Origin of the sequence: Pseudomonas serbiensis (genome assembly GCF_030580745.1) — a bacterium.
Taxonomy (GTDB): domain Bacteria; phylum Pseudomonadota; class Gammaproteobacteria; order Pseudomonadales; family Pseudomonadaceae; genus Aquipseudomonas; species Aquipseudomonas serbiensis.
In genome coordinates this window covers 652,984-667,246 of the sequence record NZ_JAUQOO010000001.1, presented here as the reverse complement: position 1 = coordinate 667,246, position 14,263 = coordinate 652,984, and the positions used below count along the sequence as shown (strand labels likewise).

At 54.0% G+C, this 14,263-nt stretch carries 11 protein-coding genes, 1 tRNA gene and 1 pseudogene; 4 read left to right on the top strand and 9 right to left on the bottom strand.

Features of this window, described 5'->3' with window-relative positions; translation table 11 throughout:
* From Q6A51_RS02910 to Q6A51_RS02900, 3 genes and pseudogenes are all read right to left on the bottom strand, one after another.
* Positions 1-814: pseudogene (locus tag Q6A51_RS02910) on the bottom strand (IS3 family transposase); the annotation flags it as partial.
* Between the two features lie 59 nt (positions 815-873).
* The gene (locus Q6A51_RS02905) at positions 874-2,295 is read right to left on the bottom strand and encodes a helicase HerA domain-containing protein (RefSeq protein WP_304574088.1); all 1,422 of its coding nucleotides are present in this window, start codon (positions 2,293-2,295) and stop codon (positions 874-876) included.
* Positions 2,295-3,425, bottom strand: a complete 1,131-nt coding sequence (locus Q6A51_RS02900; RefSeq protein ID WP_304574087.1) for an SIR2 family protein — start codon at positions 3,423-3,425, stop codon at positions 2,295-2,297. The genes Q6A51_RS02905 and Q6A51_RS02900 overlap by 1 nt, the downstream gene beginning before the upstream one ends.
* Before the next feature lie 581 nt (positions 3,426-4,006).
* Here Q6A51_RS02900 and Q6A51_RS02895 point away from each other — a divergent pair.
* On the top strand, positions 4,007-5,158 hold the full coding sequence (locus Q6A51_RS02895) for an HNH endonuclease signature motif containing protein (protein ID WP_304574086.1): 1,152 nt from the start codon (positions 4,007-4,009) through the stop codon (positions 5,156-5,158).
* 639 nt (positions 5,159-5,797) lie between these two features.
* Here the strand turns inward: Q6A51_RS02895 and Q6A51_RS02890 are convergent.
* The 6 genes from Q6A51_RS02890 to Q6A51_RS02865 form a co-directional block, all read right to left on the bottom strand.
* Positions 5,798-7,639: a tyrosine-type recombinase/integrase gene (locus Q6A51_RS02890; RefSeq protein WP_304574085.1), complete on the bottom strand. Its 1,842-nt coding sequence runs from the start codon at positions 7,637-7,639 to the stop codon at positions 5,798-5,800.
* Between the two features lie 222 nt (positions 7,640-7,861).
* Positions 7,862-7,937 (bottom strand) — tRNA-Gly (locus Q6A51_RS02885).
* A 61-nt stretch (positions 7,938-7,998) separates the two neighbouring features.
* A complete protein-coding gene (gene pgsA, locus Q6A51_RS02880) occupies positions 7,999-8,559 on the bottom strand; it encodes a CDP-diacylglycerol--glycerol-3-phosphate 3-phosphatidyltransferase (RefSeq protein ID WP_201002384.1) in 561 nt (186 codons plus the stop codon).
* Between the two features lie 32 nt (positions 8,560-8,591).
* Positions 8,592-10,415: an excinuclease ABC subunit UvrC gene (uvrC, locus tag Q6A51_RS02875; protein WP_304574084.1), complete on the bottom strand. Its 1,824-nt coding sequence runs from the start codon at positions 10,413-10,415 to the stop codon at positions 8,592-8,594.
* A 2-nt stretch (positions 10,416-10,417) separates the two neighbouring features.
* Positions 10,418-11,062 carry a response regulator transcription factor GacA gene (gene gacA, locus Q6A51_RS02870; protein ID WP_201002380.1) on the bottom strand — a complete coding sequence of 215 codons (645 nt, stop codon included), beginning with the start codon at positions 11,060-11,062 and terminating at the stop codon, positions 10,418-10,420.
* Positions 11,063-11,319: 257 nt separating this feature from the next.
* Positions 11,320-11,685, bottom strand: coding sequence for a helix-turn-helix domain-containing protein (locus Q6A51_RS02865; protein WP_201019654.1), 366 nt, complete (start codon positions 11,683-11,685; stop codon positions 11,320-11,322).
* Between the two features lie 82 nt (positions 11,686-11,767).
* Here Q6A51_RS02865 and Q6A51_RS02860 point away from each other — a divergent pair, with 82 nt between their 5' ends.
* The 3 genes from Q6A51_RS02860 (at position 11,768) to Q6A51_RS02850 (ending at position 14,150) form a co-directional block, all read left to right on the top strand.
* The gene (locus tag Q6A51_RS02860; RefSeq protein WP_201019653.1) at positions 11,768-12,001 is read left to right on the top strand and encodes a DNA-binding protein; all 234 of its coding nucleotides are present in this window, start codon (positions 11,768-11,770) and stop codon (positions 11,999-12,001) included.
* Between the two features lie 704 nt (positions 12,002-12,705).
* A complete protein-coding gene (locus Q6A51_RS02855) occupies positions 12,706-13,785 on the top strand; it encodes a 3-deoxy-7-phosphoheptulonate synthase (protein WP_304574083.1) in 1,080 nt (359 codons plus the stop codon).
* 20 nt (positions 13,786-13,805) lie between these two features.
* Positions 13,806-14,150: a peptidylprolyl isomerase gene (locus tag Q6A51_RS02850; RefSeq protein WP_268939539.1), complete on the top strand. Its 345-nt coding sequence runs from the start codon at positions 13,806-13,808 to the stop codon at positions 14,148-14,150.
* Positions 14,151-14,263: the final 113 nt, after the last annotated feature.

The window sequence follows — 14,263 nt, the reverse complement described above, 5'->3', positions numbered from 1 at the left end:
CAAACCGCCATCAATAACGCATCAATGGCCAAATCACTGGTCATCCGCGACTTCATTGACCAGCCAACGACCTGACGAGAAAACAGATCCAGCACCACTGCCAAATACAGCCAGCCTTCATATGTACGAATGTAAGTGATGTCGGTAACCCAAACTTTGTTGGGTTCTACGACATCAAACTGGCGCTTCAGTAAATTGGGTGAGGCGACGGCTGGCTTACCGCCGTATTTGCCAGGGCGGCGTCGATACCCTGTCTGAGAGCGCAGACCTTCAAGACGCATCAGCCTCGCCACACGATGCCGACCACAATCCTCACCGACTTCGCGCAGATCGTCATGGACTTTGCGATAGCCATAAACGCCGCCGCTCTCCAGCCAGGAATGCTTGATCAAACCCAGCAGTCGCTGGTCGTCTTTGGCGCGTACAGATTGCGGCTCAGACAGCCAGGCGTAATAACCGCTGGGATGGACTTTCAGCGTCAGGCAAAGCCGTCGAATGGAATAGTCGCCCGCTCGCTGCTTGATAAAGGCGTACTTCAACCGCACTCCTTGGCAAAGTACGCGGCGGCCTTTTTTAAGATGTCTCGCTCTTCGGTGACCCGCTTGAGTTCGGCTCGCAGACGACGCAGTTCAGCATGCTGATCATCATCCTGCTTCCGTTCTTCTTGAGGTTTGCTGTAGCGCTTTATCCAGGCATAGAGGCTATGCGACGACACGCCAAGACGCGCCGCCACATCAGCGACAGGCAGCTTCTTTTCGGTCACTTGATTGACCGCTTGGATTTTGAATTCTTCGGGATAACGTGGGTTGCTCATGGCACCTCCTGATTGGCCTCAGTTTAAGGCAAAGAGGTGTCTACGAAACCCAGGGCGATTCAATCCTTCCAGATTTCATGCTCTCGTGTTGATTGCTCGGAGAGGATGTTGTGTGCCTCATCAATGATCAAGTGCAGGGTTTTAGTCGGTGGGCTGTTCAACCCTTCTGCTTCCTTGTGATTCACATAAAAATTCTTTGCAATGAGCATTGGCAGAATTTTTTTCACATCGTTCTTGCATTTTTTCAGTGAAATGACGTGCAGAAGGTAGGGAGGGGGTGGTGCATCGACGATATGCAATACGTTGCGCAATCCCGCCAGAGAAGACCTCGCCCTGGCCAACACGGGTTGGATATGTTCGTATTGTGCATAGCCCATCACCACATCACCGCAGAGCTGTAGATAGCAACGCAAAAGCAGCTCATCGAATTGGTCCAGCGCATCCAGTTTTACATGTGCGGCAAGGAAAGGCTTCAAAAAGGCAGCAAATGCTTTCCCATCAGAATCGTAGTAGTGCCCTTCCAGCGCTCTGAAGTATTTGTTCTGCGCATGGTATTTTACCCCTGCCAAGTGGTGCTGCAATGCCTCAGAGCCTATAATCCGGGCGACCTCGCGTGTTAACTCCAACGCCTCCGCTTTAGGCTCAGCAGCAGCAAACACTCGCTCAAACGTTTTTTCCAGAAAATGGGAGAGCGGCAGGTTTTTAAACTTTTCCCTCCCCGACAGAACCCGTCGGAGAAACGGTGCCTGAGTGTTGGTGGTTGCCTGAAAAAGCAAGCTGAGGGTTTCCGCATCCCAGAAATGAGCACTTTCCAGCGTGAATTTTTGTGCCCCATTCTTGGAGTCTAAAACCGTAACCTTTTTATCTTGGGTGGCCAGGATCTGGCCTCCAGTGTATTCACCATTAAAATCAATAATGACGAACTGACTCTTCCCTTTTAACCCGGCAAGTTTCTCCCGAAATAAAGTCGTATATAATTTGGCCAGCGTGTTCGACTTCCCACTGCCGGTGTTACCAAAAATGCCCAGATGACTGTTAAATAGCCGTGTCCACGGGAGGCTGATAGGGATATTCTCTTTGAGCATCGCGCCGATGGTAAAGCTGCCCCCATCATTCACACCGTAGATCTTCCCTACCATCTCCTCACTGAGGAGAGAGGCACCATCCCTGATCATCGGCATGTATTTCACGCCTTCATAGAACTTATTGTCAGCCACGTAACCGACGGGCCGAACATCCACCTTCCTGATGTAGGAAGTTTTTTCTGCGGTTTCGTCAAGCTTGCGCTCATCCAGATACTCACCTTCCACTAGGCATACAATATCGATGAACCCGCGTTGAATCAGCAAATGCTCTCTGATTGAAACACCCCTATACTTTTTACCCTCGTGGAATAGGGTTTCCTGGTTGGAATCCTCAAATATCCTCAGAGTAATCCTGACGCCGCTGACGGCAATAACCTCACCTACCCGGATGACCATCAGTGAGCATCTCCCGGCACGTAGGCCTGCGGGCTGAGCGAAAGCACATGCTTATTAAAATTGGCAAAATTCAAGTCAGCCCCCTCGGGCGGGCCAATGACCTTGACGTTTCTCCACGCGCCAAACTCGTCGCGCATTTTCTGTGCTCCTCGTTGGCTGTATGCGCAGACAAACGTCTGCAGCTTGGGATTCGACAGCGAGCGCTGAACGAGCTTCAAGATGTGCTCATCCGCAAAGGAGAACCCGAATGTAATCAAGATCGAGTTGGGCCGTTCCAGTTCGTAGCTGAGTAGTCTGAGCATTTGATAGTAATGCTCTTCAAAAACCGTCTCGTGAAATTTCCACTTTGTGGGGTTCACGATTGGAAGCTTATTGTACTCGTACCAGAATCTTTCCATCTGATTGTGGGTAAGCTTTACCAACGGAATCTCGTCCGTGACGCCCCCTTCTGTGGTCAGATACTTTGAGAGATCCGAAATTTTGTTTATGACGTGCGGGCTGAGAAGGTTTTTGAAGTCATTCTTGTAACTAACTTCAATCTTGTCCCCGCTCTTTTCCCAGTAGACCGAGCCATGCAGGTGAATAATATTGAGCTGCGGGACGCCGTACGCGACACGCTCGAAAACACCGGTCTGGCATTGAAAGGTGTTAAAGTTTTTCGCGTGCAAATGCTTCTTGTGAAACCCTGAAGTCCCGTCATTCACGACAAATTCGTGCGTCCCTCTCACCAGCAGGCGATCAGCGGCGTGCGCCAGACAGCCATCATAGTTGGTGGTGAAGATGTTGATCTTGCGATTGACATCCTTTCTTCTGTCCAGAAAACCTAATAGCGTACGCAAAAAAACTTCGTAATTATCAAGATTTTCCAGTCCCTCAGCCGTGGCAACCGCTGATGGAGAAAATGTCTGAACCGGATGAATGCACGTGTTGTAATAGTGCATGAACAGCGCCGCGTTCTTCTCTGGGCGCAGTGCATACTTTGTCGACAGCGTTTCGATCGTCTCCCAGTTGCCGAGCACATCCTTAATCTGCAATCCCAAAGTGGGAAACAAATCCGCCGAAGCACCAGAGCCGATCAGAATATTGACATTTTTGTTGTAGATACCCAGTGCTTCTATGGGCTCAAACATGCAACCTCCTGTCATTCGGCCTTGAGTCTTTTCCTATTCCGCGCCTCCTGTAACCGTTCTGGAGAGGCCTGCCCTGCACGCTACTGTTTTGCCACCATAGTGTCTACTAATGGCCCCCATGTCTTTCTCATGGCACTGCCAGCCCGGCAGCAGCGTTCGGAGCAAGCCAGACGCGGCACCGACCTCCTGCTCACCAACGAGGTGCACTTTAACCATCAGCCTTGACGCCTTTTCGCCATTTTATTCTCGGGGAATTACGGGTCATGTCACAGAGCCTGACAGGTCAGTAAAGGGTCTTGTTGGCATGAGGTGCGGCAGCCACGCTCAACGCACACGAAAGCGACCCTGGTGTAAGGACGCGCCGGATTTGGCACTCCTTTGCACGATGTTTGGCACTCGAAAATATCGGCGGAATACTCCTTTTTGCGTTTTCTTTGGCACCGAGACACTCAGGTGTTCCGACGTTTCGCCACTTCAGCAGTTAATGTCGGAACGACCTAGGCCAGTGTGTGATTCGACGCAGCCGTTTGGCTTGCTGTCTTGCTTCACCATGAGCTCGCTCATGGCCTATAGTCTCGAGCATGACGAATAATCCAACTGAAAAAGCTCTCATGGCGCGCGGCTTCGATAGTGAGACGGCCGCAAGGCTGCGGTGCGCAGGTCAGACATTGGCGAAGCTAAAGCTTTCGAGTGAAAATGCGTTGTCAGCGCTTGGACTGAATGCTGAGCAAATCGCAGCTATATACGGCGGAACCCGGCCAGCGATACCTCAGGAGGATCTTGTCAAAGTCTTGTTTGCCAACCGCTGGGTTTGCTGTGTCTGCCGTGATCCTCAAAGGCCAATTATTGTGCACCATATTAACGAGTGGTCTACCAGTCGTGATCACTCAACGCCGAATCTAGCGGTACTGTGCACTATCCATCATGGAGAGGCGCATACGAATCGGCAGCTTGAACAGAATCTGACGTCATCACGTATTTCAAGCCTCAAGGCTCAATGGGAACAGCAGGTTGTACGAGATGATGCCCTGGCTATTCAGCAAGGAAGTCAGCTTCAGCTTGATAACTGGCTTTACTTTAATCATCTGCGTCTGTTCGAGTTGGCGCAGGGGTTGGGAGTAGACCCCACTGCTGTATCGGGCTTTCAGCAGGCAATCACGGCGGGGGTCTGTGACCAAGCAGGGGCGGTCGTGAAAAGGGTGACAGCTGGCAGCTTTATGTACGCGGACTCAGATCGAATACAGCTTTACTATTATGTTACTGCGCTGTTTTCGGCCGTAATGCAGGACGTCGTTGTCAGGAACATTTCAGACCACCTCGACCGAAGCGTGCTGGGATGCACGATTGCGCCCGGCGACATCATATTTGTTCAAGGTGCTCACTCATTCTCAGATGAGTTGCCAGCACCAGTGGGCATCGCTCTACGCAGAGGTACGCGAACAGCAAATCACGTAATTATTAGCTTCGTATTTGACTCGGCCGAAGCTACCTCAGTGTCCGCTTGGAGTCTTTGGCTAACAGGTCGACAGTCGGTTGGTAGCCTTATTCAAGTCAAGCAGATCCGGCGTATGGATGGTGGATTGCATATTGCTGGGACGGTGTTGGCAATTAGAAACGACTCTTCCGACTTGAAGGGACGGACGTACGAGCAAAGCCTTCACGATTCCGGGCTACCTCACCAAAGAGATGATGATTCTGACATCGATATGAGCCAATTCGATGCTGTATTTTGACTTGGTCGAGGGCTGCCCGGCTTGACGCTTCAAACTCACCTTTGTACCTGGTAAGTGCTCAGCGCACCGACACACACCAAGCTCCCTGACAGGCATGGAGGTTGTAGCGGCAACTGCTCAGTCAATAGGAATGACTAGGGTAATCCCGTTTCTTCCCGCCGACTCCCTCACCAGTGCCAAAGCTGTCACCTCCTCACACCTGGGCTTGCGCGTAGCGCGCCATTCCTGGAGTTCAATGTCTTAGCCCAATCTGAAAAGATTGGGCTAAGACATTGAAAAATATGGTCGGGACGGAGTGATTCGAACACTCTCCCTTTAGCACCCCATACATGGGGTAGCTGGATATTCCAAGTTTGTCCGCCAGCCGTGCCTGCCGAACGAATAAAAAACCCGGCACGAGGCCGGGTGGTTACCCGCCATCCCCAAGACGCAGCCCCCAAATGAGAGGGATGGAGAGCTGACAAGAGAGGGCGGGAGCGAGATGATGCCAAAGGGTGTCTTCCTGCGCAATAGAAGCCTCTTGCCGAACATCTCCGCCGCACCTCAGGCAACGCGTGAAGTTCACGCATTTACGGCAGCCCGAGCTAGATGGACCCAAGCAAGCAGCGACATCCATTATCACAGCAAAAAGACAGTACCTCAGCTTGAACCCAGCGCACTGCAAACGATTTGTGCGGTCACATCGAAATTCTCCGTAGTAAGCACATCGATTGGCGCGCGACCTTTAAATCGCTCATGAGGCTTACAAAGGGCGCCATAAAGCCTCCATGCATCGACATCCGGAAACCGCGCTAACGCAGCAAGTACCAACTTGTGCCGCAGTGGATCAAGCTGCCAATCGGGAATACGCTGACCGCGATTCCCCAGACTCAGGGATAGCAGGCGCCGAGCCTTGATATCTCGGTTGATCTGATCTCTGGATTTGCCTGCCAGTTTGGCGAAGACAAACAGTGCCAAATTACTCGAAGCTTCATAGGTAGCTAGCATCTCGGCGCGCTGGCGTTGTATTTCAGATACTTGGGGGTCGCGCAGCTGTTCAGTCTGCGTAGGAGCAGGTAGGACTGGTGAATACTGAGCAGCGTTAAGGACCGGTTCGTTGCTGACGGACGTTTTGGAGGCTGGGACAGTTGTCTCTGGGAAGCCACCGCTGTACAGAACGGCGTTTGCATTCGCGCTTTCCAACGAAGGTAATGAAGCTGCGCCCTCTAAACGAATGGTCAGCGGAGAACTTGCCGCTTTCAGCTGTCCCTGCCCCCAAAGGTCCAGACGATTCGCCCAGTCCTGCATCATGGTCCGGCGCTGCTCGACATATTCCGCGTGATTGTAGGCCGCACTCACCTTGTCCGGATCCGCATGAGAAAGCTGAGCATCCACCCACACCTTCGGGTATCCGATCTCGTTCAGCGCCGTCGAGATCGTCGCCCTCATGCCATGACCGGTGAGTTGATCGGCGTACCCCATTCGGCGTAGCGCGCCATTCAGAGTGTTCTCACTGATGCGCTTGCTCAGGTCGCTTCGATGCGCAAACAAGTAGCGTTGCGCAGGGACAACCTGGTCCAGCAAGTGACGCACGATCTCCAGCGCCTGAACCGACAGCGGCACTATATAAGGCGGTACATTTTGAGTCTGCTTACCAGGCTTCCGCATCGCTAGCTGGAGTTGTTTCACCACTTCCGCCGGTATGACCCACAAGCGCTTCTCCAGATCGAACTGGTCGGGTGTCGCCAACCGCAACTCGCCCGTGCGGACACCGGTCAGCAACAACAACCGAAGGCCAAGCCGAGTTTGGTTGGCGCCACCGTAATTTCGAAGAGCAACCATCAATCCCGGGAGCTCGTCCATTCGGAGAAATGGATTGTGCGTAACAGGAGGTTTGGGTAGCGCGACGACATCAAGGTCTGATGCTGGGTTGTGTTCCAACCCCTCAATCTTCACCAGCGCATAGCGGAACAATTGGTTGAACCAGGTCCGGCATTTTTCGGCGGTCGTTAAGGCTTTGCGCTGTTCGATCCTGCTCAGTAAATCCAGCAGATCGTGACGATTGATGTCGTAGATAGACCTCCCACTCAGTACGGGCAAGACGTCTTTGTTGAAGATTCGCAAGATCTGCGAGAGCGTGCTCTGGCGCCCTTCCTTCAGGCTTAGCCTGCGGAACTCCACCCACTGATTGAACACGGCCTCGAAGGTGTGTTCCTTCGCAGCATGAACAGCAAGTCGCTGTTGTTTACGATGCTCGTAGGGGTTGATGCCTTGGGCAACTAAGGCGCGCGCCTCGTCACGTCGAGTACGTGCTTCTTTGAGGGGGATTTGAGGGTAACAACCCAAGGACATGCGCTTCTGCTTGCCCGCCCAGTAATAACGGAAGAGCCAGACTTTTCCGCCTCTGGCCGTCACATTGAGCGTGAGACCATCACTGTCGCCGAGGGTGTAGTCATTACCGGTGATTCGGGCATGCCGAACTGTCATTTCTGAGAGTGCCATAGCGAGCTCCTGAACAGAGTCAGGGCCAGATGCTCATCTCGCTACACAATCTGCTCCAGCATTAAACCGATTCGGTGCTCATCAGAATCCTGGACTCAATCCTGGACTTAAACGCACCGGATAGTGCTGGATTTCAGTGGTTTCCGCTGGAACGAAAAAAGGGCCTAAAGGCCCTGATTTCAATCACTTACAGAATTCAGTGGAACTCTGTAGCGCAATATTTGGAGCGGGAAACGAGACTCGAACTCGCGACCCCGACCTTGGCAAGGTCGTGCTCTACCAACTGAGCTATTCCCGCTTGGTGATGGCCGCCATTCTATACGCTGGCGTTTATTCGTCAAGCCCTTGATTCAAAAAAGTTATTTCTTTTCTGCGGTGGTCTTCAAATGAGGCCAGGCGGCTCTCAGGTACTGCACCATCGACCACAACGTCAGCCCTGCCGCGATCAGCAGCAATGCATAACCGACGATGACCCAGAAAGCGAAGGCCGGAGGGTTGGCCAGGAGAATGACCAGCGCCAGCATCTGGGCAGCCGTTTTCCACTTGCCCATGTTGGAAACGGCCACCTGGGCGCGGGCCCCTATTTCGGCCATCCATTCGCGCAGTGCCGAGATCACGATCTCGCGACCGATGATGACGGCAGCCGGCAGGGTCAGCCACAGGTTGGCGTGGGTCTGAACCAGCAACACCAGTGCAACAGCCACCATCAGCTTGTCTGCCACCGGATCGAGAAAGGCGCCAAATGGCGTGCTTTGTTCGAGACGACGCGCCAGATAGCCGTCGAGCCAGTCAGTCGCTGCGGCAAATGCGAACACGCTACTGGCCGCCATATAGCTCCAGTGGTAGGGCAAATAGAACAACAGAATGAAGATCGGGATCAGTAAAACACGCAGAACGGTAATCAGATTAGGGATATTCATCGGCACAACTGGCTACGAGGTGAGCGGGCATTCTACTCGCTGTGCAGGTTTGCATAAATCGACTCTGCCAGCTTTTTGCTAATTCCGGGTGCTTTTGCTATTTCATCGATGCTGGCGCGGGCCAATTCCTGCAATCCACCGAAGTGTTTGAGCAGATCGCGACGCCTTGTAGGCCCAACGCCTGCCACGCCTTCGAGGGTCGAAGTACGGCGTGTCTTGCCGCGTCGCGCCCGGTGTCCGGTAATGGCGAAACGGTGAGCCTCGTCGCGGATCTGCTGGATCAGGTGCAAGGCTGGCGAATCGCCCGGCAATGTGAACTCATGAGCAGCATCATTGAGGTACAAGGTCTCGAACCCGGCCTTGCGGGTCGTGCCCTTGGCAACGCCGAGCATTATCAGATCAGGAACCGCCAGCTCAGTCAGTACATCGCGAGCCATGGACAATTGCCCCTTGCCGCCGTCGACCAGCAGGATATCGGGCAACTTGCCCTCTCCATCCTTGATCTTGCTGAAGCGCCGGGTCAAGGCTTGATGCATGGCGGCATAGTCATCGCCTGCCGTGACGCCTTCAATGTTGTAACGCCGGTAATCGGACTTGATAGGCCCTTCAGGACCAAAGACCACACAGGACGCCACGGTCGCTTCGCCGCTGGAATGACTGATGTCATAGCATTCCAGCCGCTGAGGCGGCTCATCGAGCTTGAGGACCTGCGCCAGCGCCTCGAACCGCGAGGCCACATGCTGACGATTGGCCAGACGTGCGCTCAAGGCCTGTTCGGCATTGGTCACTGCCAGTTGCTGCCAGCGCGCACGGGTGCCACGAACCCTGTGGCTGATGGTCATCTCGCGGCCACGGGACTCTTCGATGGCATCGATCAGTGTCGGGAAGTCCTCGTGGACCACATTGACGATCACCTCGACGGGCAACTCACGATCGACACCGCCGAGAAAGTACTGCGCCAGGAAGGCCGACATGACCTCTCCGACCTCCTCTTCTATACCCACCTGCGGGAAGAAGTTCTTGCTGCCAAGCACACGTCCGCCGCGCACACTGATCAAATGCACACAGGCACCACCAGGGTTGACGAACGCAGCCACCACGTCCACGTCACCGGTTCCGCCTTCCATGCTTTGCTGATCCTGAACCCGACGCAGCAAGGCCACCTGATCACGCAACTCGGCTGCCCGCTCGAACTCAAGGGCCATGGCGGCCTTTTCCATCGACTCGTTCAGCTCATCGGTCAGGGCATTGCTGCGGCCTTCAAGAAACATGACCGAATGGCGTACGTCCTCGGCGTAAACCTCTGGTTCCACAAGCCCTACACAAGGCCCTTTGCAGCGTTTGATCTGATATTGCAGGCAGGGACGATTGCGATTCTTGAAGTAGCTGTCTTCACACTGACGAACCAGAAACGTCTTTTGCAGCAGGCTCAGGCTTTCACGAATCGCCCCCGGGCTTGGATAAGGGCCGAAATACCGCCCTTTGGCCTTTTTTGCGCCCCGATGAATACTGAAACGAGGGAATACACCATCGGACAGAAAGACGTAAGGGTAGGATTTATCGTCGCGCAGCAGGATGTTGTATGGAGGCCGCCATTCCTTGATGAGGGTCTGCTCCAGCAGCAGCGCTTCGGTTTCATTGGCCGTGATGGTGGTTTCGATCTGGGCGATGCGAGCGACCAGAGCGTTTGTCTTGGGCGCAAGGCCTGTCTTGCGAAAATAGCTGGCCAGGCGCTTCTTGAGGTTCTTGGCCTTTCCGACATAAAGAAGCTGGGCATGAATATCGAACATGCGATACACGCCAGGGCGGCCACTGCATGTCGCAAGAAACGCGCTTGGATCAAACGATTGGGTCATGTTCAGGCGCTGGCATCAACCATGCCGTGACGTACAGCCAGTAAAGCGAGTTCGACATCACTGCTGATCGAAAGCTTCTCGAAAATCCGGTAACGGTAGGTATTAACGGTCTTGGGTGACAAGCATAGCTTGTCGGAGATGGTCTGGACCTTCTGACAGCCAACGATCATCAGGGCAATCTGGATCTCACGCTCGGAAAGCAGGTCGAACGGTGAATTGTTCTCTTGCGGCTGGAAGGACTTCAATGCCAGTTGCTGGGCGATCTGCGGGCTTATATAGCGCTGCCCGGCAAATACCAGACGAATGGCTTGCACCATTTCCGCAAGCCCGGCGCCTTTGGTCATGTAGCCTGCGGCACCGGCCTGGAGAAGGCGCGTCGGGAAAGGATCTTCTTCGCAGACCGTCACGGCCACGACCTTGATCTCGGGATGGCTACGCAGCAACTTGCGAGTCGCTTCAAGGCCTCCGATGCCGGGCATCTTGACATCCATCAGCACGACGTCAGGTTTGAGCTCCCGGGCTTTCTTCAGGGACTCTTCACCAGAGTCAGCCTGACCGACAACCTGCAAGCCGTCTATGTCGGCAAGCATGCGAGTAATGCCTGTCCGGACAAGATCATGGTCATCGACAACTAGCACCCTAATCAAGCAGACACCTCACACAACAGTCATAACGAATGCTACCCACCATAACAAAAACCATGAGTCAGACCTAGGCCCTGTTGCCGTTTCAGCGTAAAGCCGCACCCAGGAAGCGGTACAGGCGGGCTGAAATCACAACGGCCCCTGATATCAGGCAGGATCCGGCTCGTATCGATATGTGGATAGCGTTGTCAACAAACTATCACTAACCCATTAAGACACCAGCGTTTTTTCTCAAAAACGCTTGATTGGCAGATATGCCATCAATGGTCGTCAGGCAACGACTTATTGTGAATGCCATAAGAAGCCGATAGCTCGGCCAGAGTGATGGTCAACCGGCTTATTGCATCCTGATCCTCCTTGTGCAAGGCTCTGTAGCTCCCTAACACCTTCTCCTCTGCAGTGCTGAGGTTATCGATCGGAATGGGTGTGGGCGTCCCGGTCAATACGTAGAGCACATCGACCCCCTTCGCCGCTACTGCTGCGAGATAGTCGGCCTTGGGCGCACGATCACCGCTTTCATATTTACCCTGAGCATTTGCCTCCACGCCACCGATTTCACCGAAGGCGCGTTGAGAAAGCCCCAGACGCTCTCTTTCTTTTCTTAACCGGTAGCCAATTCCACTCATTTGAATGCGTAACCTTGTTGACCCCATCCTTACGAATGGTAGAATCTAGATAGAATTAAACTTATTTGAACGGTTTTGAACTATGCCCGGAATACGTACCGCTGCACAAGCCAAGGCTTGGCTAGAACAACAGGGAAAATCGGTTCAAGAATTTGCTCGGGAAAACAGTATTGATCCGGCAACGACTTACCAAGTATTGGCTGGCCGCAAGAAAGGTCGTCGCGGAGAAGCCCATAAAGTGGCGGTTTTGCTGGGCATGAAGATAGGTGTGATCCCCTCGCAGAGTACTGGCACAGAGCAAGAAAACGATAATTGAGAATATCTCCCGCCTAAACAACTTCAATAGATGACACAACAATCCGACTGTATATGTCGACTTTTCTTACAAAACCTGCTGATAGAAAAAACAGCCATTCAAAGCTGTGCCCTCCTTCCATGGTCTCAAGCTCCTGAGCAATTCAGGCAATCAATGCAACTGATTGAATTTTCCAATTGAATCAGAGCATTTGCCTACGGTAAGCTCCTGACCAACCTAACGGAGACACACCATGCTGCAATCCGCCTCATCACAGCTTCTGCACTCTGCCAGCGTTGAACGCTCGGTAGCAGGCGCTGCTGCGCGGACTGCCTCTGCTGGTGTCTGCCTGCCGGTCAACGTTTATTACGGGTATTGGTTTAGCCACTGGCGCGCCTGATACCCAAAAAGGCGCCCGGATTCAGGGGACGCCAACCAGAGAATTCTCTACCCCCGGTCGGCTACCCGACCGGGGGTTTTGTTTTTTGGGCCATTGAAAGCCCGATTGAATCCACTTGAGGAATACGACATGAACACCACTTTCTATTACCGCAACGACATCGACTTCGCCTGGCGATTTAGCAATCTCCGTTCGGGACAGCCAGCCGCCTCCGATCGGTCACTGCCAGGTGGCAACCTCACACGCACAGCCAGTCAGGCCAATTGTCGAACACCCCAATAGGGTCTTGCGCGGGAACATGCCCGCCAGCCCAGGAAACCAGATCATGAACTCGTCCGTTGCCGTAAAACCGTCCGACCTGTCCAGCAATGTCACCCTGCTCGACAACACGCCCGCCCCAACGCGCCTGCCCAGTACCATTGAGCTGAAAAGCCGTCTGCCACTGACCGCCGCCCTGAGCGAACAGGTTGCAGCCCATCGCCGTGCCGTACGCTCGATCCTGACCGGGGAAGATTCCCGTCTGCTGGTGATCGTAGGCCCCTGCTCTCTCCACGACCCGCAATCGGCCCTTGAATACGCCGAACGCCTGGCCAGCCTGTCAGCCGAAGTCAGCGATCAGATGCTGCTGGTGATGCGCGCCTACGTCGAAAAGCCTCGTACCACCGTAGGCTGGAAAGGCCTTGCCTACGATCCACAGCTTGATGGCAGCGATGACATGGCCGCCGGCCTCACCCTGTCACGCCAGTTGATGCGCGAAATGCTGCTCATGGGCCTGCCGGTTGCCACCGAGATTCTGCAACCCATGGCCGCTGGCTACTTCGATGATCTGCTCAGTTGGGTAGCCATTGGCGCACGCACCACCGAGTCGCAGATCCACCGGGAAATGGCCAGCGGCCTGCCAATGGCAGTCGGATTCAAGAACGGCACGGATGGCGGCGTAGCAGTGGCCAGTGACGCAATGCGTTCGGCAGCCCACCCGCATCGCCATTTCGGAATGGATCGCCACGGCCATCCGGCAATCATCGAGACTCAGGGCAACCCGGACACCCATATCGTCCTGCGCGGTGGCCATCGCGGCCCCAATTACGATAGCCAGAGCGTTGCCCAGGTACGCGCCAGCCTTGAGAAGAACCGCATTGCCTCAAGAATCATGGTCGACTGCAGCCATGCCAACAGCGGTAAAGACCCGCTGCGTCAGCCACAGGTGTTCAATGACGTGCTTGAGCAACGCTTGCAGGGCGACAAATCGCTGATCGGCATGATGCTGGAAAGTCACTTGTTCGATGGCTGCCAGCCTTTGAGTGAAACGCTTCAGTACGGGGTTTCAGTCACCGATGGCTGCCTCGGCTGGGAAGGTAGCGAGCACCTGTTGCGTCAGGCAGTGGACCGGCTGCGCTACAGGTAATCGGTTCTCGATGAACTTTTATCAGGAAATGCAGCCTTGATTCCGGTAGGCTCTTTCTTTTTTTTGACAGGAGAAACTTTCCCATGGCTAAAGCCACTGCCCGCCACATCCTTGTTTCGAGCGAAGAGAAATGCAACGAACTCAAGGCTCAGATCGAAGGCGGCGCTGATTTCGCTGAAATCGCCAAGGCTAACTCCAGCTGCCCGTCGAGCCGTCAAGGCGGCGACCTGGGGTCGTTCGGTCCAGGCCAGATGGTCAAGGAATTCGATACCGTCGTATTCAGTGCGCCAGTCAATACCGTGCAAGGTCCAGTGAAAACCCAGTTCGGTTATCACCTGCTGGAAGTGACCAGCCGTCAGGACTGATCCTGATTCGCTGAGGCACATGAAACGGCTCATCTTCGGATGGGCCGTTTTCATTTGTACTCCCGTATTTATTGACAGTGACGGTTACAAAGCCTGTTGTGATCCGGTACCTT

Coding starts and splice junctions, on each gene's coding strand:
- Q6A51_RS02905 (WP_304574088.1), bottom strand. CDS start 2,295: ATGGTCATCCGGGTAGGTGAGGTTATTGCCGTCAGCGGCGTCAGGATT.
- Q6A51_RS02900 (WP_304574087.1), bottom strand. CDS start 3,425: ATGTTTGAGCCCATAGAAGCACTGGGTATCTACAACAAAAATGTCAAT.
- Q6A51_RS02895 (WP_304574086.1), top strand. CDS start 4,007: ATGACGAATAATCCAACTGAAAAAGCTCTCATGGCGCGCGGCTTCGAT.
- Q6A51_RS02890 (WP_304574085.1), bottom strand. CDS start 7,639: ATGGCACTCTCAGAAATGACAGTTCGGCATGCCCGAATCACCGGTAAT.
- pgsA (WP_201002384.1), bottom strand. CDS start 8,559: ATGAATATCCCTAATCTGATTACCGTTCTGCGTGTTTTACTGATCCCG.
- uvrC (WP_304574084.1), bottom strand. CDS start 10,415: ATGACCCAATCGTTTGATCCAAGCGCGTTTCTTGCGACATGCAGTGGC.
- Q6A51_RS02865 (WP_201019654.1), bottom strand. CDS start 11,685: ATGAGTGGAATTGGCTACCGGTTAAGAAAAGAAAGAGAGCGTCTGGGG.
- Q6A51_RS02860 (WP_201019653.1), top strand. CDS start 11,768: ATGCCCGGAATACGTACCGCTGCACAAGCCAAGGCTTGGCTAGAACAA.
- Q6A51_RS02855 (WP_304574083.1), top strand. CDS start 12,706: ATGAACTCGTCCGTTGCCGTAAAACCGTCCGACCTGTCCAGCAATGTC.